Annotated in this window: 22 protein-coding genes and 2 pseudogenes; 14 read left to right on the top strand and 10 right to left on the bottom strand. The window is 69.9% G+C overall.

Annotated elements, in window-relative coordinates; genetic code table 11:
• Nucleotides 1-122 precede the first annotated feature (122 nt).
• The 4 genes from ACFVYA_RS31555 to ACFVYA_RS31570 all read right to left on the bottom strand — a co-directional run bounded on the left by ACFVYA_RS31555 (nt 123) and on the right by ACFVYA_RS31570 (nt 3,836).
• The gene (locus ACFVYA_RS31555; protein ID WP_387050173.1) at nt 123-593 is read right to left on the bottom strand and encodes a hypothetical protein; all 471 of its coding nucleotides are present in this window, start codon (nt 591-593) and stop codon (nt 123-125) included.
• Nucleotides 594-677: 84 nt separating this feature from the next.
• Entirely contained in the window at nt 678-2,261 is a 1,584-nt protein-coding gene (locus ACFVYA_RS31560; RefSeq protein WP_387050175.1) for a hypothetical protein, read from the bottom strand.
• 568 nt (nt 2,262-2,829) lie between these two features.
• A complete protein-coding gene (locus ACFVYA_RS31565; RefSeq protein WP_387050177.1) occupies nt 2,830-3,252 on the bottom strand; it encodes a YkvA family protein in 423 nt (140 codons plus the stop codon).
• On the bottom strand, nt 3,249-3,836 hold the full coding sequence (locus ACFVYA_RS31570) for a Chromate resistance protein ChrB (protein ID WP_387050178.1): 588 nt from the start codon (nt 3,834-3,836) through the stop codon (nt 3,249-3,251). Before ACFVYA_RS31570 ends, ACFVYA_RS31565 begins: the two co-directional genes overlap by 4 nt.
• A 307-nt stretch (nt 3,837-4,143) precedes the next feature.
• Between ACFVYA_RS31570 and ACFVYA_RS31575 the strand changes: the two genes are divergently transcribed.
• The 6 genes from ACFVYA_RS31575 to ACFVYA_RS31600 all read left to right on the top strand — a co-directional run bounded on the left by ACFVYA_RS31575 (nt 4,144) and on the right by ACFVYA_RS31600 (nt 8,473).
• On the top strand, nt 4,144-4,365 hold the full coding sequence (locus ACFVYA_RS31575) for a hypothetical protein (protein ID WP_387050180.1): 222 nt from the start codon (nt 4,144-4,146) through the stop codon (nt 4,363-4,365).
• Between the two features lie 86 nt (nt 4,366-4,451).
• Entirely contained in the window at nt 4,452-4,844 is a 393-nt protein-coding gene (locus tag ACFVYA_RS31580) for a PepSY domain-containing protein (protein WP_387050181.1), read from the top strand.
• Nucleotides 4,845-4,950: 106 nt separating this feature from the next.
• Complete coding sequence (locus ACFVYA_RS31585; protein ID WP_387050182.1) at nt 4,951-5,622, top strand: response regulator transcription factor; 672 nt, start codon at nt 4,951-4,953, stop codon at nt 5,620-5,622.
• Nucleotides 5,619-7,028, top strand: coding sequence for an ATP-binding protein (locus ACFVYA_RS31590; protein ID WP_387050184.1), 1,410 nt, complete (start codon nt 5,619-5,621; stop codon nt 7,026-7,028). The genes ACFVYA_RS31585 and ACFVYA_RS31590 overlap by 4 nt, the downstream gene beginning before the upstream one ends.
• Before the next feature lie 184 nt (nt 7,029-7,212).
• Complete coding sequence (locus ACFVYA_RS31595) at nt 7,213-7,944, top strand: sulfite exporter TauE/SafE family protein (RefSeq protein WP_387050186.1); 732 nt, start codon at nt 7,213-7,215, stop codon at nt 7,942-7,944.
• Between the two features lie 124 nt (nt 7,945-8,068).
• Nucleotides 8,069-8,473 carry a ribonuclease domain-containing protein gene (locus ACFVYA_RS31600; RefSeq protein WP_387050188.1) on the top strand — a complete coding sequence of 135 codons (405 nt, stop codon included), beginning with the start codon at nt 8,069-8,071 and terminating at the stop codon, nt 8,471-8,473.
• Between the two features lie 64 nt (nt 8,474-8,537).
• Here the strand turns inward: ACFVYA_RS31600 and ACFVYA_RS31605 are convergent, their stop codons facing one another.
• Nucleotides 8,538-8,831: a hypothetical protein gene (locus tag ACFVYA_RS31605; protein WP_387050190.1), complete on the bottom strand. Its 294-nt coding sequence runs from the start codon at nt 8,829-8,831 to the stop codon at nt 8,538-8,540.
• A 218-nt stretch (nt 8,832-9,049) separates the two neighbouring features.
• Here ACFVYA_RS31605 and ACFVYA_RS31610 point away from each other — a divergent pair, with 218 nt between their 5' ends.
• Nucleotides 9,050-9,466, top strand: a complete 417-nt coding sequence (locus ACFVYA_RS31610; RefSeq protein ID WP_387050192.1) for a hypothetical protein — start codon at nt 9,050-9,052, stop codon at nt 9,464-9,466.
• 15 nt (nt 9,467-9,481) lie between these two features.
• Nucleotides 9,482-9,907 (top strand): annotated as a pseudogene (locus tag ACFVYA_RS31615) (arsenic resistance protein); the annotation flags it as partial.
• 111 nt (nt 9,908-10,018) lie between these two features.
• Here ACFVYA_RS31615 and ACFVYA_RS31620 read toward each other — a convergent pair.
• The 4 genes and pseudogenes from ACFVYA_RS31620 to ACFVYA_RS31635 all read right to left on the bottom strand — a co-directional run.
• Nucleotides 10,019-10,384, bottom strand: a pseudogene (locus ACFVYA_RS31620) (low molecular weight phosphatase family protein); the annotation flags it as partial.
• Nucleotides 10,385-10,478: 94 nt separating this feature from the next.
• On the bottom strand, nt 10,479-11,198 hold the full coding sequence (locus tag ACFVYA_RS31625; RefSeq protein ID WP_387050195.1) for an aquaporin: 720 nt from the start codon (nt 11,196-11,198) through the stop codon (nt 10,479-10,481).
• A 31-nt stretch (nt 11,199-11,229) separates the two neighbouring features.
• Nucleotides 11,230-11,886 (bottom strand): arsenate reductase ArsC, encoded by a 657-nt coding sequence (locus ACFVYA_RS31630; RefSeq protein ID WP_387050197.1) that lies wholly within the window; start codon nt 11,884-11,886, stop codon nt 11,230-11,232.
• Nucleotides 11,879-12,574, bottom strand: a complete 696-nt coding sequence (locus ACFVYA_RS31635) for a helix-turn-helix domain-containing protein (protein ID WP_387050199.1) — start codon at nt 12,572-12,574, stop codon at nt 11,879-11,881. The genes ACFVYA_RS31630 and ACFVYA_RS31635 overlap by 8 nt, the downstream gene beginning before the upstream one ends.
• Before the next feature lie 96 nt (nt 12,575-12,670).
• On the opposite strand from ACFVYA_RS31635, the gene ACFVYA_RS31640 reads away from it, so the two are divergent.
• The 3 genes from ACFVYA_RS31640 to ACFVYA_RS31650 all read left to right on the top strand — a co-directional run bounded on the left by ACFVYA_RS31640 (nt 12,671) and on the right by ACFVYA_RS31650 (nt 16,029).
• On the top strand, nt 12,671-14,806 hold the full coding sequence (locus ACFVYA_RS31640) for an FAD-dependent oxidoreductase (protein WP_387050201.1): 2,136 nt from the start codon (nt 12,671-12,673) through the stop codon (nt 14,804-14,806).
• Nucleotides 14,807-14,986: 180 nt separating this feature from the next.
• Nucleotides 14,987-15,328, top strand: coding sequence for an ArsR/SmtB family transcription factor (locus tag ACFVYA_RS31645; RefSeq protein WP_387050202.1), 342 nt, complete (start codon nt 14,987-14,989; stop codon nt 15,326-15,328).
• Nucleotides 15,325-16,029, top strand: a complete 705-nt coding sequence (locus ACFVYA_RS31650) for a cation transporter (RefSeq protein ID WP_387050204.1) — start codon at nt 15,325-15,327, stop codon at nt 16,027-16,029. Before ACFVYA_RS31645 ends, ACFVYA_RS31650 begins: the two co-directional genes overlap by 4 nt.
• Nucleotides 16,030-16,033: 4 nt before the next feature.
• Here the strand turns inward: ACFVYA_RS31650 and ACFVYA_RS31655 are convergent, their stop codons facing one another.
• Nucleotides 16,034-17,272: an MFS transporter gene (locus ACFVYA_RS31655; RefSeq protein ID WP_387050205.1), complete on the bottom strand. Its 1,239-nt coding sequence runs from the start codon at nt 17,270-17,272 to the stop codon at nt 16,034-16,036.
• Between the two features lie 119 nt (nt 17,273-17,391).
• Here ACFVYA_RS31655 and ACFVYA_RS31660 point away from each other — a divergent pair, with 119 nt between their 5' ends.
• From ACFVYA_RS31660 to ACFVYA_RS31670, 3 genes are read left to right on the top strand one after another with little or no spacing between them, the layout of a single operon-like run.
• On the top strand, nt 17,392-17,904 hold the full coding sequence (locus ACFVYA_RS31660) for a DinB family protein (RefSeq protein WP_387050206.1): 513 nt from the start codon (nt 17,392-17,394) through the stop codon (nt 17,902-17,904).
• 13 nt (nt 17,905-17,917) lie between these two features.
• On the top strand, nt 17,918-18,232 hold the full coding sequence (locus tag ACFVYA_RS31665; protein ID WP_387050207.1) for a hypothetical protein: 315 nt from the start codon (nt 17,918-17,920) through the stop codon (nt 18,230-18,232).
• The gene (locus tag ACFVYA_RS31670; protein WP_387050209.1) at nt 18,233-18,367 is read left to right on the top strand and encodes a hypothetical protein; all 135 of its coding nucleotides are present in this window, start codon (nt 18,233-18,235) and stop codon (nt 18,365-18,367) included.
• Nucleotides 18,368-19,974: the final 1,607 nt, after the last annotated feature.

Consider the following 19,974-nt stretch of genomic DNA (forward strand, 5'->3'; position numbering starts at 1 on the left):
GGCCCGCCCCACCCACCGCGCCCACCCCAACCCCCCCCACCACAAACCCCCCCCCGGTCCCCACCCGCTCACGACGCGCGCGGGGGGGCCCCCGGGGCCCGCGCCGGCCCCCCACCGGTTGTTCACGTGACCTGGACGCGAACTTCCCACTGGGTCTGCGGCGGGCCGTGCGGGTCGCCTGCGAAGGCGGCGGTCGTGGTGGTCACGGTGGCGTTGCCGCGGCGCCGGGCGGTGCAGGTCGCGGTGGTGGCGCCGTCGGTGAGCGGCCGTGCCTCGCACTGCAGGACCGATTCGTCGGAGCTGACCGGAAGGCTCCACGGCTGCTGCGGCGAGGTCTCCGTCGTGATGTGCAGGACGTCGCCGACGGCCAGGCATTGCGGCGCAGGCTGTTGCCGGACCGTCGCGACCAGGCTGCGCGGTCCACAACCGCCCTTGCCAGGTGAGGAGGAGGGGCTGGCCGAAGCGCTGCCACTGGCCGCCGTGCCGGTTCCCTGGCCGCCGGGAGGTGCCGGTTGCTCCCCGGCCGGTGGGCCGGTGCCGCAGCCGCCGAGGAGCAGGAGCACGGTCAGCGACAGCAGCCACCTGGGGTACATCTCGAGCCTCCTCAGCAGGGTTCGCAGGGTAGACGGATGGGACGCCTCCGGGCGGAGGCGTCCCATCGGGTGACAGGGCCGGGGTCAGCAGAAGCTGAGCCGGCCGATGCGGGTGGCCCAGTTGCCGCCGGTGGCGAAGTACTGCTGGGCGACGACGGCAGTGCAGGTGTTCTCCACCGACACCGAGGAGTAGTCGCCGAAGCGGGTGTTGGTCGTGGTGGCCGCGCCGTTGACCAGGACCGTTCCGGTGCCGACCAGGTTCGGCACGCCACCACCGGGCAGGACACCGTCGACGGTGACCGAGGTGGCGATGTTGTTGGTGGTATCGGTGTAGGCCCAGTTGAGCCAGATGTAGTTACTCGCGCCACCCCCGTCGGCGTCCGAGACCCCGATGGAGGGGTTGAAGTCGTCGCTGGTGCCGCTGCGGAAGGCGTTCGCGACGAACGGGGCGTTGTCGCTGAGCCGGATCGCGCCGTAGCGGATGCCGGGGAAACTGCCGATGGCGATGCCGTGGGTGAACCAGATGAAGTTGCCGACCTGATACGGCGACCACACGATCCGGCCGTCACTCGGGTCGAGCTTCGTGGTGACACCCGGCTGGTTGACCTGCCGTGGTGGCACGGCGAACGTGGAGCTGACGGTGGCCTGCAGGGTCAGCGTCGTGCCCGGCCCGGCGGAGTTGGTCATGCGGTAGAGCCGGTAACCGGTGCCCGCCACCGAGGCGAGGAAGTAGCTGTTGGTCGTCGCCGGCATCGGGTTGCCGCCGACGGTCGCCGGCTGGGTGGTGGGGCTGACGGAGAAGGCCGGGAAGCTCACCGAGGCACCGGCGTACACCTGCGCCTTGGAGATGGAGAACGCCGCCGCGTTGATGAAGCTGGGGTGGAAGTTGTTCGACGACAGCAGCAGCGCGACCCGGTCCTGGCCGAGCTGCGGGTAGTCGAGCAGGGTGCCGGCCGGGTACAGGCTGCCGTTGAAGGTCAGCCGGTAGACCCACCAGCCGCCGCACGCGTCCCCGGTCTGGCTGGCCGCGACGTACAGGGCGGCGGCCGCGGTGCCGGAGGTCGGGGTCAGGGTGACGACCATGCTGAATCGGTCGTTGACGTTGTCGTACTGCACCCGCGGGTCGAAGACGTCCTCGGTGGCGCCGAGGAACCCGGCGAGGGTGTTGGTGCACTGTTGGGTGCCGGTCTTGTTGTAGACGGTGAACCGGCGGTTCACGGTCTCGACGATCTGCGTCGCGCCGGACGCGGCGTTGACATCGGACGGCTGGGCGCCGCCACCGGCGGACTGGTTGATGCCGTTGAAGTTCGCGTTGGTCGTGCCCGGCGGTGTCAGCGGCCGCGGCGCCGTGACCGAGTTCGGGGCACCCGCGCTCTTGCCGATCGCGCTCGGCGCAGGCTTGGCGACCTTCGGCACGGCCGCGGGCAGCCCCTCGGTGGCCGGCCGGCCGTTGAGGCCCAGCGGGGCATGGTCGCGTCCCGCCGGAGGCGCCACCAGCCCGGCGGCCCCGCGAGCCTGGGCCACGCGGGGCGCCGCGGCGCCGGTCCCGCCGGGGGCGATTGCCGTCCCGCTCGACTGCGCGGCCGGCGCGGCACTGCTGACCGGGACGACCAGAATGCTTGTGATCAAGCCGGCCACGACGGCGACCGGCCAATGTCTGAGTTTCACATGCCCTCCTAGGAAACGTGGGCGCAAGATTTCCGTACACGACCTCGGTTGGATTGCGTGTAGAATTCACCGCACCCGAAGAAAATTGTGATCTGTTTCCAAGTGTCAGAGACTGAGCTGCATAGACGCCTATGATCGGCGTTGCTGGTGGGCGTGCAGGTCCCGCCAGGTTGGCAGCTCAGCGTTACATTGATCGCCTGGATTCGGAAAGTGGACCCCCTCGCGTGCTGGACCGGATTTTCCCGCTGGGTCAGCGTTCTCGGATGACTTTGTGCTGTCAATGAAGGTTGTCCTAAAAGGAAAGTGTGGTGATTTATTCTCGTTTGCACGTTCTCTGCTCCACGAATTTCCGCCCCGGAACCGATTGGACCGGAAAGGGCAGTCAACGCCGCTGACCGGCGGACTCTGGGCCTGGGTGGCTAGCACGGAGCGGCACTACGGTAAATAGTCCGAACGGTGGACCGGCTGGGCGAACGTTCACGGCTCCGCAGTCAGTTGCCGCTCGCCGACTCGCCGGTAACGGTTCGGCAGAGAAACCCCTGGCGTGGAGTGTTCGGGCCTTGGTCGGTCAGGCCGCGGAGGCCCGGATCCCGGTCAGGCGGGCGAGCGCGGCGAAGCCGTCGTCGGTGCCGGGCCAGTGGGCGCGCACGGCGTCGACCCCGGCGCGGCGGACGACGCTGCGCAGGACGGCGGTGACGATGATGGCGTCGTCGGCGTAGCCGAGGACGGGAATGAAATCCGGCACCAGGTCGATGGGCAGCGCGAGGTAGGCCAGGAGCAGCCAGAGCCGGACCCGGACGCCGCGGGGGAGGGTCTTGTCGGCGGCCAGGCGGCGGATGAGCCGCAGGACGTCGGGCAGCAGTCGCAGCGCCTCCCGCAGCAGGCCGCCACGCGGCCGGATCACCATCAGCGCTACGACGAGGGCGAGCCAGGCCAGTAGCAGCGCGGCGGCGATGCCGATGAGCAGGTCCCACCAGAACGAGCCGGTCATCGCTCCTTCACCGCCCGCAAACGAGGGGTGAGGTGGGCGGGAGCTTCGGCGTGCAGCGCGGCTTCCTCGAAGGCGGCGAGTTCGGTGGCGGCCTGCGCGACTGCGTCGCGAGCATCCTGGCCTGCTGGAGCGTCGAAGTAGTCCCGTGCGGCGATCTTGTCCATCCAGGTGCGGAACCGCTGCAAGTCGGCCTCGGACTCCTCGACTTCGGCGTAGGTGGTGTTGCCACGGGCCTGCTCGTCGGCGAGCTCCTGCCGTAGCTGGGGCAACCGTTCGAGGACCTCGGTGTACTCGGTGTCGCGAGCGGCGTTGAGCTCGGCGATCACCGCGTGTTCCTCGGCCGGTTCGGTGAAGGCCATCGGCAGCATCCGTGCCGTGCCGCCCTGGTGGCGGACCCGGTCGACCAGGCGCCGGATCTCGCGCACGACCTCCGGCCGGGCGGGCAGCAGGCACACCGACTGCTGCAGGTACAGAGCGCCGAGCGAGCGGAGTTTCCGCCACACCTGCACCCGCAGCGAGTCGGGTGCGCCCGCGGTCGAGACGCTGATGACCAGCCAGCCCTGCTTGCCGGGTTCGATGCTCACATCGCTATGTTACGCCCGTAACATAGCGATGGTCCAGTTGTAACGAGCTGACGTGCACGACCGTTCATCGCCCTGCCACGCTCGAGCGGATGGCCTGCTGCTGCGCGCCGGAGCCACCGCTGTGGCGGCGTTCGCCGCGGCAGGGCTTTCGGCGCGGTCGCCGATCTGGTGTACGACCGTGAGAGCGTGCTGCGGGATCACGGTGTGCTGGCGGAGGCGGTCGAGCACTGGTCGGGCCCGTGGACCGGGTTTCTTTGAGGCGGGTGTCGACCGTGGCAGAGGTGCCGCGTGCCGTGCTGTCCTCATAGTGGCGGTGGTCGTCGGCGTGCGGGCGAGGTCGTGGGCGCCGCCGGTGCCGGCGGGGCTGGCCGTGGCCAGCCAGGTCTACCTGGGTGTGCATTGGGCCACCGACGTCACCGCCGCCGCCGGGCTGGGCGCGGCGTGGGTGCTGACCTTGATCGCCGGGCATGTGCTGCTGCGCCACCGGTCAGCCCGAGGTAAGCCCACGGCCGAGGAGAACTTGGCCTGATCTTGGGATTGCCCTGGCCGGGACTTTCCGTGCGGGTTCCTAGCGTCGGAGACAGCACAAAACCCCGACACTGAGGAGTTCCGACGATGCGATCCGGTCTGGTCATGACGATTCCGGCGGCGGCGTTGTTCGCGGTGCTGACCGCGTGCGGCACCAGCGGCAACACCCCCTCAGTCGCTCAGCAGGCCCCGGCCGCTGCACCCGCCCAGCAACAGCAGGCGCCGGCGCAAGGCGGCAAGAAGACCGAGGAGCCGCTGTCCGGCGAGCTCAAGCAGAAGGCCGAAGCCGCGGCGCTAGCGCAGTACCCGGGCACGGTGGTCAAGTCCGAGCACGACGCGGAAAAACCGGGCATGTACGCGGTGGAAGTCAAGCAGGCCAACGGGAAGAGCGTCGAGGTCTACATCGACCAGAGCTTCACGGTGTCCGGCACCAAGGACGAGAGCAAGGACGCGGGCGGTGACACCGACGGCGACGGCTGACATGTCCGCCGCCCGCGGGGAGATCACGCCCGGCCCGGGCGTGATCTCCGCCGAGCTGAACCCTGCCACCTCTCCTTCCGTGCTTGGGGAAGGAGAGGCAGGTGAGATGCGGGTACTGATCATCGAGGACGACGAGCGGATCGCCCAGCCACTGCGTGAAGGGCTCGGCCGCTACGGCTTCACCACCGACCACGCCCCGACCGGCGCCGCGGCCCTGTCCGCGGCTCCGGCGGACATGATCCTGCTCGACCTCGGCCTGCCGGACATCGACGGCATCGACCTGTGCCAGCGGCTGCGTCGCGAGGCCGACACCCCGATCATCATGATCACGGCCAGGGATACGGAGTCCGACCGGGTGGTCGGCCTGGAGCTCGGCGCCGACGACTACCTCGCGAAACCGTTCGGGCTGCGGGAACTGGTCGCGCGCATCCGCGCTGTCTCGCGCCGCAGCGGGCCCGCACCGGCGGCCGAGTCCGGGGTGCGCCGCTTCGGGCCGGTCACCATCGACACCCGCACCCGCCAGGTCCGGGTACGCGATGAACTGGTCAGCCTGGCGCCCAAGGAGTTCGACCTGCTCGCCCTGCTCACCGAGGATCCCGGCGCCGTCTGCACCCGGCAGCAGATCCTCGACACCGTGTGGGACCCGCACTTCTTCGGCCCCACCAAGACCCTCGACGTCCACGTCGCCGCACTGCGCCGCAAGCTCGGCGCGCCGGAATGGATCGACACCGTCCGCGGCGTCGGCTACCGCTTCGTCCCACCGGACCCGGCGCCGTGACCCGGCGGCTGCTGTTCAGCTATCTGGCGATCACGCTGCTGGTCCTGCTGGGCCTGGAGATCCCGTTCGGGCTCGCCTACGCCCGGGCCGAACTCGCCGGGTTCACCACGACCGTGCAGCGCGACGCGGCGATGATCACCGAACTCGCCGAGGAACACATCGAGGAGGGCGCCACCGAAGCCCTGCCCGAACTCATCGGCGAATACGCTGCCCGGACCGGCAGTCACGTCACCGTGGTCGACCGCCGCGGCGTCGTCCTCACCACCACCGACCCGGGCGCCGGCACCACCCGAGCCGCCGACCCCGCGATCGCCGCCGCGCTGGCCGCCCACGCCACCATCGCCACCGGCCCCGGCGCGATCACTCTGACCTTGCCCGCCGCGTCCGGCTCGCTGATCCGCGGTGCTCTCTCCTTCGTGGTCCCGACCACCGCCGTGGACGATCGGGTCCGGGACGCCTGGTGGACCCTCGCCGCCATCGGCGCGGCCGTGCTGGCGGCCGCCGCGTTCCTCGGGTTCGGCATCGCCCGCTGGATCACCCGTCCCATCCGGTCGCTGGAGCACGCCACCGCCCAGTTCGCCGACGGCGTCCTGACCGACCCGCCCAGCACCCACCGCGGCCCGCCCGAACTCCGCCGCCTCGCGGCCCGCTTCACCCGGACCGCGACCCGGTTGCAGCACCTGCTCGGCGCGCAGCGCGCGTTCGCCGCCGACGCCTCCCATCAGCTCAAGACCCCGCTCACCGCGTTACGGCTCCGCTTGGAAAACCTCGAACCCGACCTGCGTCCCGACGCCCGGCCCAGCCTCGACACCGCACTCGGGGAAATCGACCGCCTCACCCACTTGATCACCGGCCTGCTCGCCCTGGCCCGCCTCGACGACGAGGCCACCACACCCGAACCCGCCGACCTCGACGCGACACTGGCCGACCGCGTCGAAACCTGGACCGCCTTCGCCGCCGAACACCACGTCCGGCTCTCCCGGCAGGGCATTCCTGCCGGATGGGTTCTGACCGTGCCCGGCGGACTCGAGCAGATCATCGACAACCTGCTCGCCAACGCCCTGCGCGCCACCCCACCCGGCACCACGATCGCTCTCGCGACCACGCGCGGACCCACCGGCGACGTCGAACTGCACGTCATTGACCAGGGGCCCGGGATGACCGCCGAGCAGCGGGCTCGTGCGTGCGACCGCGTCTGGCGCAACCCTGGCGACGCCCACGCCGGCGAAGGCAGCGGCCTGGGCCTGACCATCGTCGCGCAGCTCGCCCGGGCCGCCGGTGGTGACATCACCCTCGAATCCGCCGCAGGCGGTGGCCTCGACGCCACCGTCCGTCTCCGCCGGGCCCCCGCTCCACCGGCGTTCGGAACCCCGCAACGACAACACCGGGCATTGGTTCCGCGGTAGCCGCCAACGTTCAGAATCTCCACGACCGGATCGCCGCTTACCTCGCCACGACCGCTCGAGGTAGATCTTCCTGACGTGCGACCCGGCGATCGGGTCTGTTTCATGCCGATTGAGGCCGAGCCTCGGTCGCGTTCCCCACCCCCGCTGGTCACCGGGTGCGGCGGCACTTGGCAGGCTGAAGCCCGTGCCGGTCGAACTGCCGCCCGCTCTGCTGGTCGCGTCGCTCGCCGCCTTCGTGCTCGCCGTGCTCTCCGCGATCGCGGGATTCGGCGGTGGCGTGCTCCTGCTGCCGATCTTCACCGCGCTCTTCGGCCTCCGCGTCGCCGTCCCCATGCTCACCCTGACCCAGCTGTCCTCCAACAGCGCCCGTGTCTGGCTCAACCGCCGAGAACTGCGCTGGCCTCTGATCGGCTGGTTCTCACTAGGCGCAATACCTTGCGCCGTCGCCGGTGGCCTGCTGCTCGCTCACGCCCCGCTCGTGCCGCTCAAGCGCGTCCTCGGTCTTTTCCTCATCGGCGTCGTCCTCTGGCGACATCTGCAACACCGCCCCCGGCCGCCCGCGCAGCCCTCGTTCGCGCTGGTCGGTGCTGCTTCCGGCCTCGGATCCGCGCTTCTGGGTTCGGTCGGCCCCCTGACGGCCCCGTTCTTTCTCGCCCTCGGCCTGACCCGCGGCGCCTACATCGGCACCGAAGCCGCCAGTGCACTCACCATGCACCTCACCAAGATCGCCACCTACGGTGCCGGCGACCTGCTCACCGGCCGGGTCCTCCTCTTCGGCCTCGCACTCACCCCGGCAACCCTGCTCGGCACCTGGGTAGGCAAGAAGATCGTCGGCCGCATCAGCGAGCGAGTCTTCGTCCTGTTCGTCGAGCTCGGCCTCGTCGCAGCCGGCGTGCTCTTCCTCGCCGGACTCTGATCGGCAACGGTCAGCCGATCCCGGGTCCGTCGCGGGATGTTCACCGGATCGGCACGTTGCCGGTCGCCTTCCGGCGACGCGCGTCAGCCACCATTCCGGTGCCCGTACGAGACGAGGAGGTTCCGTGCCCGCTTCGATGCTTTCCCGGACCGCGCAGCGGCTCGCCGTGACCGTCACCGCGGTCGCTGCCACGCTCGGTGTCAGCACCACGGTCGCCGACGCCACCGTGTACAGCTCCTGCACGCAGTCCCGCTGCTCGGCTGCCCGCTTGGCCAACACGACCTGGCAGAGCAAGGGCTACCCCGGCACCCGCGGCTGGTACGACTGGCCCAGCGGCAAGTGCAACTACGCCGGCGGCACCTACTCCAACCGCGAAGGTGAGCTGCCGGCCGGCCACTCCTTCCGCGAGTTCGACGTCTACCCGCGCACGTGCGGCGCGGCCCGCGACGCCTACCGGATCGTCGTCGACCTGACCACCGGCGTGGTGTGGTTCTCACCTAACCACTACACGGACTTCTACAAAATCTGAGTCTCCTGAGGCCGGGCCGTGCTCGGTGTCCGCGGTTCCTGCGCCGAGCACGGTCGGCTCCTGCTCAGGGCTGTTCGCCCACCAGGAGCCTCGCGACCCAGCGATGCGCGATCGCGCAGGCTTCGGGTTCGCTGCCGCGGACGTGCTCTACGACGTCGCCGTCGGACCACAGCATGACGGCGACGGTCCCAGGTCGGATTGGAGTGAGCCCGACGAGCCGTCGGTGCCCGTTCTGGTCGACGACCCGTTCCGCGGTCAGCCACTGGCCGCTCGTCCCGGTGCGGGTGACCGTCCACGTGGGATCCGAGGCGAGTTCGGCCACCGACCGTGGGGCGGCCCTATCTGGCTGTTCGGGCATGCCCTCAGCCTCGCACGGTCCGCGCCCTTTGATGATCTCTGGGTGAATCTGAGATGAACAACGCCTGATCTGAGGTCCTCAGCGTGTCGCTGACCTCGGTCGTCGGCGTCCTGCCCCTCGAACGGTGCACCACCCTCGTGCCGCCGCCGGTGTCACCACTCGGACATGATCCACTACGGTGGGCCGGGACCTGGGGGCCGCAACCGCAAGGAGCCCTCATGTCCACCATCACCACGGTGGCCAACTGGACGATCACCGCGGCTGGCGACACCGCCAGCTTCACGCACGCCTCCGCTGGCGCCTACTGGGCGCCCCGCGTGTGGAGCGGGCGCGGACTGGCGATCGCCGAGGGTGACCTCGCGGCTTTCGACAAGGCGCTCGGCGAGGTGATGAAGTTGCCGGTCTACTGGCTGGCCCGTGCCCGTCGCCGGGACGCCAACGCCGGCGAACCGGCGGTCTGGTCTCAGCCGCGGTATGACCCGGAAGACGAGTTCGTCTACCTGAGCGGACCCTGCCGGACCGGGCAGCCGACCGCGGGCTACCGGCCCGCATCAACTTTCGTCATCGACCTGGTCCACCTGCGCGGCCTGCGGATCAGGATCGCCGCTTACCGGGCGACTTCCAGCCGCCGCTGACCGCGTGTCGACGAACTGTCCCGGCGGATCGGCGAGGCCCGCAAGGGCCGCGAGTGGTACGAGGGGAAGTTCCTGCCGAAGATCGGCCCGATCGCGCTCTACGGGCTGCTGTTCACCATCATCGTGCTGTTCGCGCTGCAAGGCGAGACGATCACCTCCCGGCCGCTGTACGTCGCCCGGATCGCCCTGCCGCTGCTGGCCTACTTCGCGATCATCTGGGGCGGCGGCTACCTCCTCGGCAAAGCCTCCGGGCTGTCCTACACGGGCACGACGACCCTGGCCTTCACCGCGGCGGGCAACAACTTCGAGCTCGCGATCGCCGTCGCGATCGGCGTGACCTCCGGGCAGGCGCTGGCCGGAGTCGTGGGGCCGCTGATCGACGTGCCCGTGCTGGTCGGCTTGGTCTACGTCAGCCTGTGGCTGCGCAAGCGCTGGACCGGCCGGTTGGCCGGCTGGGTCGTCGATGGACCAGTCTTCGTAGCGGCGGCCGAGCAGGACCGGGCAGTGCTCGCCACAGCCCATGGTGACGACGACGTCGGCGGCGGCGAGAACCTCGTTGGTGAGGGGCTTGGGGAATTCCTCGGCCAGCGACAACCCGGACTCGGTCATGATCTGCTCGACCTCGGGGTAGATCGCCTCGTGCGGAGCCGATCCTCCGGCGCGGATGTGCAGCCGGGTGCCGGCGTGGTGGCGAGCCAGTGCCGCGGCCATCTGGGAGCGGCCGGCGTTGCCCACGCAGACGAACAGCACTTCCGGCACCCGCTTGGCGATCTTGCCTTCGGCCTGGGCGAGCGCGTCCAGTCGCTGGACGGTGAGTTTCTCGGCCAGGGTGGGCAGGAAGACGGTCACGCGGGCGGTCTCGGCCAGCCGGTCGTAGCTGTCGTGGAACAGCGCGTCGATGCGGTCGCGGGTGAACAAGCCGTCGTAGCGGTAGGCGAGCTGGTTGACGATGCGGTCGGCGCCGGTGTCGGGTCGGCGGGGTGGGGCGCGGCGGGCTCCCTTGCCGGGGCGCTTACCGGCTGGTGGTGGCGATCTGGGGTACGACGACGTCGGCCGCGGCGGCGGGGGTGACGTCGGGGTAGAGCGCGCGGACGCCGAGCAGGGCGAGCGCGCCGCCGAGGATCTGTGCGGCGAGGTATAGCGGCACGGACGCAGGGGCGATGCCGGCGAAGGTGTCGCTGAACATGCGGCCGATGGTGATGGCGGGGTTGGCGAAGCTGGTGGAGCTGGTGAACCAGTAGGCGGCGCCGATGTAGGCGCCGACCGCCGCGGGGGCGCGCTCGGCGCGTCCGGAGCGGGCGAGGGAGAAGATCATCAGGATCAGGCCGGCGGTGGCGACGACTTCGGCGAGCCCGTGCGCCGCGGTGGCGCGATGGGTGGTGCTGATCGAGACGGCGCCGGTGGAGAACATCAGGTTGGCCAGGACCGCGCCGCCGACGCATCCGGCGACCTGCGCCGGGAGGTAGGCCAGTGCGTGCCGCCAGGGCAGCCCGCCGAACACGGCGTCCACGAAGGACACGACCGGATTGAAGTGGGCGCCGCTGACGGGCCCGAACATCAGGATGAGCGCGAACAGGCCGGCGGCCGTCGCGGCCGCGTTCTCGGTCAGCTGCAGGCCGGTGTCGCCGGGCGAGAGCCGCTGCGCGGCGATGCCCGAGCCGATCACCAGCGCGGCCAGCAGCAGGCTGCCGAGGAATTCGGCGGCCAGCTTGCGGGGCAACGGCTGTTCCATGCGGTACTCCTTGACAGGCAACGGATGTCGGTCAAGCGAGGGCGGGAACGCCGAGTTCGTCGAGCAGTCCGCGCACGCGGCGTTCGATCTCGTCGCGCACCGGGCGGACGTCTTCGACGCTCTTGCCTGCCGGGTCCTCGAGTTCCCAGTCCAGGTAGCGCTTGCCGGGGAAGATCGGGCAGGCGTCGCCGCAGCCCATGGTGATCACGACGTCGGCGGCGCGGACGACTTCGTCGGTCCACGGCTTCGGGAACTCGGTGGCGATGCTGATGCCGCGTTCGCGCATCGCCGCGATCGCCGAGGGGTTGATTTCATGCCCGGGTTCGGACCCACCGGACCACGCCAGCGCTTGGTTGCCGGCCAGGTACTGGAAGAACCCCATGGCCATCTGGCTGCGGCCGGCGTTGTGCACGCACAGGAACAGCACGGTCGGCTTGCCGTCGTGGTGCCCCTCGATCTTCGCCAAGGCGTGCAGGCGCTGGCGGGCGAACCGCTCGGCCAGCAGCGGCAGGAAGTTGGGGACGGTGCTGTGGCCAGCGAACTGGTCGTAGCTGGAGTGCAGGAACTGCTCGATTGTCTCGGTGCCGAAGATGCCGTCGAACTCCCCGTGCAGGCGGGTCGCGGCGGTGCGCAGCGCGAGCTGCTGGTCGATGCTCAGGGTGTGGCGCGGGGGCTGCAGGTCAGTCATCGTTCTGCTCTCCAGGGAGGTGGACGCCGGGGGTGAGCCGGTCGATCCGGTCGGCGAGATCGCGGAAGGCGCGGTCGAAGGCTTTGTCGGTGTCGACGCGAGCGGGATCCGGGACCGACCAGTGCAGGCGCCCGGCGTGGGTCCCGAGTTCTTCGTGGGCGTTGTCGCACACCGCGACGACCAGGTCGTCCTCGTGCAGGACCTCCTCGACGCGGGAAGTGTGCGCTCGTGCCAGGGACAGGCCGCGGGCACGGGCGAGGGCCACGGCCCGGGGATGGACCCGATCAGCCGGGTGAGTGCCCGCCGAAGCGGCGGGCACCGTGCTGTGCCGCGCCCAGAGCGCCGCGGCCAGCTGGGAACGCGCCGAGTTGTGCGTGCACACGAACACCACCCGCGGCGCCGCCAGGGACCCGGCGGGCTGCAGGCCGGCGAGCGAGGCCGGTAGCAGCCGCAGGTAGGTGCGTCGGCGGTCGCCTTCGGAGCGGGACCGCTCGACCATGCCGGCCTGCTCCAGCAGCTTGAGGTGGTGGGCCAGCAGGTTGCCGGGCAGGCCGAGGTCCCGCCCGAGCTCGGTGGGCGAGGCATCCCCGAGTACGAGGCGGTCCACGATCGCCAGGCGCGCGGGCTCGCCGAGGGCGGCGTGCACCTGGGCACGCGCCCGCAGCTCCGAAGACCACTCAGCGTTCATTGACTCAATGGTGATTGAATGAAGTGGCGGATGTCAACGGCGTCCGCGCCACGGCCTCGTGCAACGCGGCGCTGCCGAACGAAGGGGGACCAGGTCATGACCCGTGTACTGGTGATCGGAGGCAGCGACGCCGGGATCAGCGCCGGCCTGCGCGTCCACGAGCTCGCCCCGGACGTGCGGCCGCTGCTGGTCGTCGCCGACGCCTACCCGAACTTCTCCATCTGCGGGATCCCGTACCACGTCTCCGGCGAGGTCGAGGACTGGCACAACCTCGCGCACCGCACCTGCGCAGACCTGGAGAATGCCGGCCTCGACCTGCGGCTGAACACCCGCGCTCTCGCGATCGACCCGGACGCACGGACCGTCACCGTCACCGGCGAGCACGGCGCCGAGGAACTCGGCTACGACCAGCTCGTCATCGGCACCGGCGCGGTTCCCGTCCGGCCGCCGATTGAGGGTCTCGACACGCTCGGCGCGGAGGACGGCGTGCACCTGCTGCACACGATGGACGACACCTTCGCCCTCACCGCCACGCTCGAGCGCCAGCTGGCGTCGGCGGTCGTGGTCGGAGCGGGGTACATCGGGCTGGAGATGGTCGACGCCCTGCGCACCCGCGGCATCGAGGTCACGCTCGTCGAGCAGCTTCCGCAAGTCCTGTCCACAGTGGATCCTGAACTCGGTGTGCTCGTCGCTGAGGAGTTGCGCGCGCACGACGTCGACGTCCGTACCGGGACGCTGGTGCACCGCATCGAGCGTAATCAGGCGGGGCTGACCGTGAGCGGAAGCGACGGCTTCGAGAAGCGCGCGGACGTTGTGCTCGTCGTGGTGGGGGTCCGCCCGGACACTGTGCTCGCCGAAACTGCCGGCGTGAAACTCGGCGCCCGCGGGGCCATCGCCGTGGACCGCGGCATGCGCACCAGCGTCGACGGGATCTTCGCCGCGGGCGACTGCGTGCACACCTACCACCGGCTGCTCGGCCAGGACGTCTACCTGCCACTCGGGACAACAGCGCACAAGCAGGGCCGGGTCGCCGGAGAGAACGCCCTCGGCGGCGACCGGCAGTTCGCCGGCTCGCTCGGCACCCAGGTGCTGAAGGTCTTCGACCTCGCCATCGCACGCACCGGCCTGCGCGACCACGAAGCAACCGGCTTCCGGTCGGTGACGGTCGAAACGGTCGCCGACGACCACAAGGCGTACTACCCCGGCGCACGCCCGATCCACATTCGGCTCACCGGTGACGCCGACAGCGGGCGCCTGCTCGGTGCCCAGCTGGTCGGGCACCGCGAAAGTGCGGTGCACAAGCGGGTCGACATCTACGCGACCGCGATCCATCACGGCATGACCGTCGCCGGGATCGAGGATCTCGACTTGTCCTACACCCCGCCGCTGGGCAGCCCGTACGACGCGGTGCAGACGGCTGCCCACGACTGGGCGCAACGACTTCCGCTAGTTCGAGGGGTGCTCCCGGGGCCGGCGGAACTGGATGCCGATGCCGTCGAGCGCGGCGTACCGTCCGGAACAGATCGGGGTGAAACCTACCTGCGGCGGCGTCAGCGCTACTTCGGTAACGGACCGGGTTCCGTCGTCGTCGCAGCCGTACATCAGGGCCACCGGGTCCGGCAACTGGTCGGCGAGGCCCTGCTCGCGCAGATTCTGCAGCACCATGTCCCGGAACTGCGCCAGGACGACGGCGTACGCCGGATCCGGTTTCCGGCGTTGCGCGACCACGATCGCTTTGCCGCCGCCGTTCAGCTGCAGCTCGCCGACGAGCAGCCCCTCGTCCCACACCACTGCGGCCGCGAGGTCCGGGTCCTGGAACATGATGTGGATGTCCACCCAGTAGCCCGCGCCTGGCTTCGGGATCCACCGCACGTCCTGGTCGCCGACCTGGGGAGCGGTGGGCCGCAGCTCGGTGTGGGGCACGGTGAGGCGGTATCCGCGGCGCAGGCCCGCCACGAAGGGCTCGGGCTTGTCCCACTGGTCGACGTGCCGGTCGGCGTTGACCTCGACGTACTGCATCGCGACGTTCGAGAGGTAGGAATGCTGCCACTGCCCGGATTCGTGGAAACTGATCTTCATGCTGTGGGCGGTCGGCAGCGACACCAGGTAGACGTCGGAGCGGGTCTTCGCCGACAGGATCTTCCACACCGTCGACTTCGGGCCGTCCGCAGCGCCGACCGCGAACCGGAATCCTTCTCCCGGCTCGAGCGTGATCTGCTCGGGTGCCGGTGATCCACTCATACGAGATCAAACGACCGCCTTGCTCCCGGCGTTACGGCGTCGAGGCGGCCCTCGGCGTCTGTATGCCCGCGTGGACCACCGTCGCCGACACCGTCGGCGCCTCGCCGCGGGACACAGGCTGAACTGTTCAGCCCTTGCTGATATAATAGTTGACGCTGTACTGTTCGGCGCATGCTGACGTGTGAAACGCGGGGCGCGGCGCTGGCCCGGCTCGGCCGCGCACTGGCCGACCCGACCCGATGCAAGATCCTGGTGTCGTTGCTGGACGGCGTGAGCTACCCCGGTCAGCTCGCGACGGAACTCGAGTTGACCCGATCGAACGTGTCGAACCACCTGGCATGCTTGCGCGGCTGCGGTTTGGTCGTGGCGACGTACGAGGGTCGTCAGGTGCGCTACGAATTGGCGGACGCCCACCTGGCCCGCGCGCTGACCGAACTCGTGCAGGTGGTGCTCGCGGTCGACACCGCGCAGCCCTGCGTCGACGACGAGCAGCCCGCGGTAGCCGGCCGATGAACGGAGACACTGGCAGGCGCACGGAGTTGCCGTTGACGACCCCGGCCACCGCGCAGGACGGCTGCACCGACGGCTGCTGCGCACCCGAAGCGGCCACACGAGTCGATGCGCCGCGGCGGGCAGTCCTCTCTCGACGTGTGCGGCTGCTGGTCGGCGCGACCATCACCTACAACGTCCTCGAAGCGATCATCGCGCTCTCGGCCGGCTCGGTGGCATCGTCGACGGCGCTGATCGGGTTCGGGCTGGACTCGGTGATCGAGGTCGCCTCGGCGGCCGCGGTGGCGTGGCAGTTCTCCGGCAAAGACCCGGAAGCCCGGGAGCGGACGGCGTTGAAGGTGATCGCGGTGTCGTTCTTCGCGCTGGCCGCCTACGTCACGGCCGAGTCGGTGCGGTCGCTGTTCGGCGTGGAGCCGGCGGAACACTCGACGGTCGGGATCGTGCTCGCCGCGGTGTCGCTGCTGGTGATGCCGTTCCTGTCCTACGCGCAGCGCCGCGCCGGCCGGGAACTGGGGTCGGCGAGCGCGGTCGCGGACTCGAAGCAGACCCTGTTGTGCACCTACCTTTCCGGTGTCCTGCTGGTCGGGTTGCTGCTGAACTCGTTGTTCGGCTGGTCGTGGGCCGACCCGATCGTCGCGCTCGTCATCGCCGCGGTCGCGGTGAAGGAAGGCCGGGAAGCCTGGCGCGGCGAGCACTGCTGCTGAACCATCACTGCGCAGATTTCCCGGCCCACGCAAGGGCGAGCAACGCAAGAGCCATGCACGCGGCGACGTAGGCGAAGGCGGCCGCGGGTGAGGCGAGGGTGTAGAGCAGTCCGGCGACCGTGCTGGCGATGAGGTTTCCGGCCGCTTGGCCGGTGGCGAGCAGCCCGAACGCCGAGCCCCGCAGGTGCTCCGGGGCGAGGGCGGCGACGGCGGCGTGTTCGGCGGTTTCGGCGCAGCCGATCCCGATCCCGGCGGCGACGAACGCGACCCCGAGCACCCAGATGACCGGTCCGGTGGCGGCGAACACGAGGTAGGCGAGCAGGAACATCAGGACGCCGGCGCCGATGACCAGCAGGGGGCCGCGGGCGCCGAGCCGGTCGGAGATCTTGCCGGCAGGGAAGGACACCACGGTGGCGGCAGCGTTGTAGGCGGTGTAGAGCACCAGCGCGATCTGCGTGGCGGCCTGGAGCCCGTGACCGGGGACGAGCAGGTCGGTGGCCCGCAGGATCAGCAGGGTGGCGGCGAGGTTGCCGATCTCGAACAAGGCGAACGCGCCGAGCAGCCGTCCGAGCCGGCCGTGCAGCAGCGGGCGGACCTGGAACCGCAGCTTCCGGTGCTCCCGGCTGGCCGGCAGGCGCGCTTGGCGGATGGCGTAGCCGATCGCCGCGGCGGCGAGGAGTCCGGGGACGACGGAGATCAGGATCGCGGTCCGGACGGAGAACACCGCGACCAGGCCGAGGGCGAGCAGCGGGCCGACGATGGCGCCGAGGTTGTCCATGGTCCGTTCGAAGCCGTAGGCCCGCCCGTAGGCGGTGGGTGGGACGACGTCGGCCAGCAGCGCGTTGCGGGCCGGGACGCGCAGGCCGCGGGCGGCCCAGGCGCCGCCGCGCAGCAGTCCGGCGGTGAGGACGTTTCCGGCGGTGCCGATGAGGGAGGACAGCACGGCGGTGGCGGTGTAGCCGCCGACGGCGATGCGACGGCGGCGGCGGGGGTCGTCGGCGAGCGGGCCGCCGAGGAAGCGTCCGGCTCCGGCGAGACCGTCGGAGAGGCCTTCGATCAGTCCGAGCGCCGATGCGGGGGCGCCGAGAGTGCCGGTGACCAGGCTGGCCATCAGGGCAGTGGGGACTTCGTGGCCGACGTCGGACAGGAAGCTGGCGGTGCCGATCCCGCCGACGCCGCGGGTCATCCACTCCCGCCGCGGCGCGGTCTGGTCGCTGTCCGGCTCTGCGTGCTGCTCGGTCACTCCATGACCTTCCAGCTCGACAGCCTTGAGGACAAGATCGGCCGACGAGCCCCAGTGGGCTGAGGTCGATCTCAGCTGACCGGTGAGACGCTTGACCAGGACAAACGGAAGGCTGTGCCATGGACCGTCAGGCGGTGCACGAGCAGTGGGAACGTGACCGCGTCGCCTTCCATGAGCTGGTGGCCGCCGCGACGACCGCGGACCTGCATCGCCGGTCCGCGGGCACGCGGTGGACCAATCAGCAGTTGTTGTTCCACTTGGTGTTCGGCTATCAGATCGTGCGTGCCCTGCTGGTGCTGGTCTGGGTGTTCGGGCGGCTGCCGGACCCGGTGAGCCGCGTGTTCGCCGCGGCGCTGAACGCGGCGACCCGCCCTTTCCATGTGATCAACTACCTCGGTTCGTGCGGCGGCGGACTGATCGGGCCGGTCCGGGCAGCGCGCTGGCTCGACCACATCATCGCGTCCCTGCACCGCAGCCTGGACCGGGCCGGTGAGGCGGATTTGTCGCGCGGAATGCATTACCCGACGCGCTGGGATCCGTTCTTCCAGCCGTACATGACGCTCGCCGACATCTACCGCTATCCGGCCCAGCATTTCGCCTTCCACCAGCGCCAGCTTGCTCTCGGCCGGTGACCGGAGCCGCCAGGTGCCGGACCGTGGCGATGACCAAGCGGGTCGCGGCGACGAGGGTGCCGAGCAGATCGTCGACGATCTGCTCCCCAACGCCCTGCGCGCCACCCCGGCCGGCACGGAACGCGCCCGCGCCTGCGAACGCTTCTCGCGCAACCCGGCCGACGACCGAAGCGAAGGCAGCGGACTCGGCCTGACCATCGTCGCCGGCGGCGACATTATTTTCACGAATTTCCGGTCTGGAACTGATTGGACCGGAAGCGGCAGTCGTTGCGGCTGGCTGGTGACCCCCCCCGCATCGGATGGCTCGCACGGATCGCTATTGCGGTAAATGACCTGGATGGAGGATCGACTGGGCGAAAGTTCACAGATCCGCAAGCAGTTGCCGCTCGCCGATCCGTCGGGTAACGGTTCGGCGATGCCGCCTTCGGTGTCGGCGCGGACGACGCGGCGAGAACGGCGGTGACGACGACGGCGTGGGAAGGGGACACGCGACGTTGATCGATCCGGCAGCCGGCGAGCCCTGCGCTGCGTCCACGACGATCCGACGCGCCAGCGGACAGCGGAGGAACCGGGAGCGGGGAGCCGCAGCGGGCGCTGTTCGTGCGGCGCTCTCGCGCAAGTACACCGCGCTGATCGGGTCACCGCCGAGGATCGACCTGACGTACTGGTGTCCTGGCGATAGGCGCGGGGCAGTGCGGCGTTCTGGGTTGGGCGGTCTGCGGTGGCTCTGGTTTGAACCGGCCGCGGACCTGGGCCATCCGAGTGCGGCCCGATGCCCACTCTGGCGACTTGGCCTCAGTCTGTCGCTGCGGCCGCCGGTCTACCAGGGGCGAAAGCCCTTGAAAGCCTCAATCCCCCGTTTGGGGAGTGCTGGGTGGGGAGGACGCCGGTCCGCAGGGCGGTCAGGCCGGGGGGTGTAAGGGGAGGATCGTGTCGAGGCCGAGCGGGGCCAGCTTGCGGCGTGCGGCCGTTGAGGCGATGACCTGCAAGGCGAACCGCAAGCCACTGCCGTGGTCGGGGCGGGTAGTGGTTGTCGCCGTCTGTCCGTTCATCCACTGCGCCAGCAGGTCGGCCGGGCCGGCAGGTGGGTGCGGCCACGTGATGCGAGCGTGGGGTGCGGTGGGATCACGTTGGACGGATGTCGCAGCCGTTGGGCCATGACGGCGCGCTTCGAGCCGTTCATCCGATCGGCGCAGTCGCGCCGTGTCGTCTGAGCCTGTATAACGCCCTATGCGGCGATGCTCTGTACCAGTCCTGCTGCCTGCCGGGTGTGGATGGCGATCTTGCCAACTGAAATGCTAGGGATAACTTCGATGCCAACGAATGCGTCCGGCGCTCAGGAGCGGAGAGCTGTGCCCTGACATAGTTATTCGGCCACTACTCGCGGGCGCCGGCCGCCGAGTCGATCCATACAATGGATTACTAACATCCCCTCCGGCGGCGCAACGGATTCCTCGATCTCACTCTCATGGTTGCTTAGTTGGCGATGCCGCCAACTGAGCGACGGCGAAGATCGGCCTCGGCTGAGCGTGTGGGATGGTGGTGCGCGGGAGGCGCAGGCTGGCACCGGTGACCAGTAACGATCACCGGCGCCGGTTGTTGTCGAGGCGGGGTGAGCGCGGGTCGATCCGCGTCAGACTAAAGTCAGCCACTGCGCGTGGTCGAAGCGAGCCTGGTTGTCGATCGTCTCGTCGATGCCTGCTCGATCACTGGCCGCGACTCTTAGCGCATCAAATCGCCGATGTCAACTGTGTCATTCATCTCACTCGTCGGTGTAACGGTGGTGTGAGGTTCTGGCGATGCGACATGCGGATAGGGGAGGAAACACCTATCTGGGTGCATCGTGCACGATTGCGATGAGCCCAGCGAGACCCGCGGCTGCAGCTGTGCCCGCGGGCCATCGGGGGCGGCCGTGGTGGGTCGCCGGGGGAGGAACTGGCCGTGGTCCGGTTACCGCGTCATGTCCATTTGATCCGTTGGGTCAGAGCACTCGCACTCGCCTTGACGATGACCCTTTTGGTCGGCAGCGCCGAAGCGATCGCAGCACCGCCGCGGCTGACCGAAGCGCCG

It is taken from the genome of Amycolatopsis sp. NPDC058278 (assembly GCF_042881395.1).
Lineage (GTDB): Bacteria > Actinomycetota > Actinomycetes > Mycobacteriales > Pseudonocardiaceae > Amycolatopsis.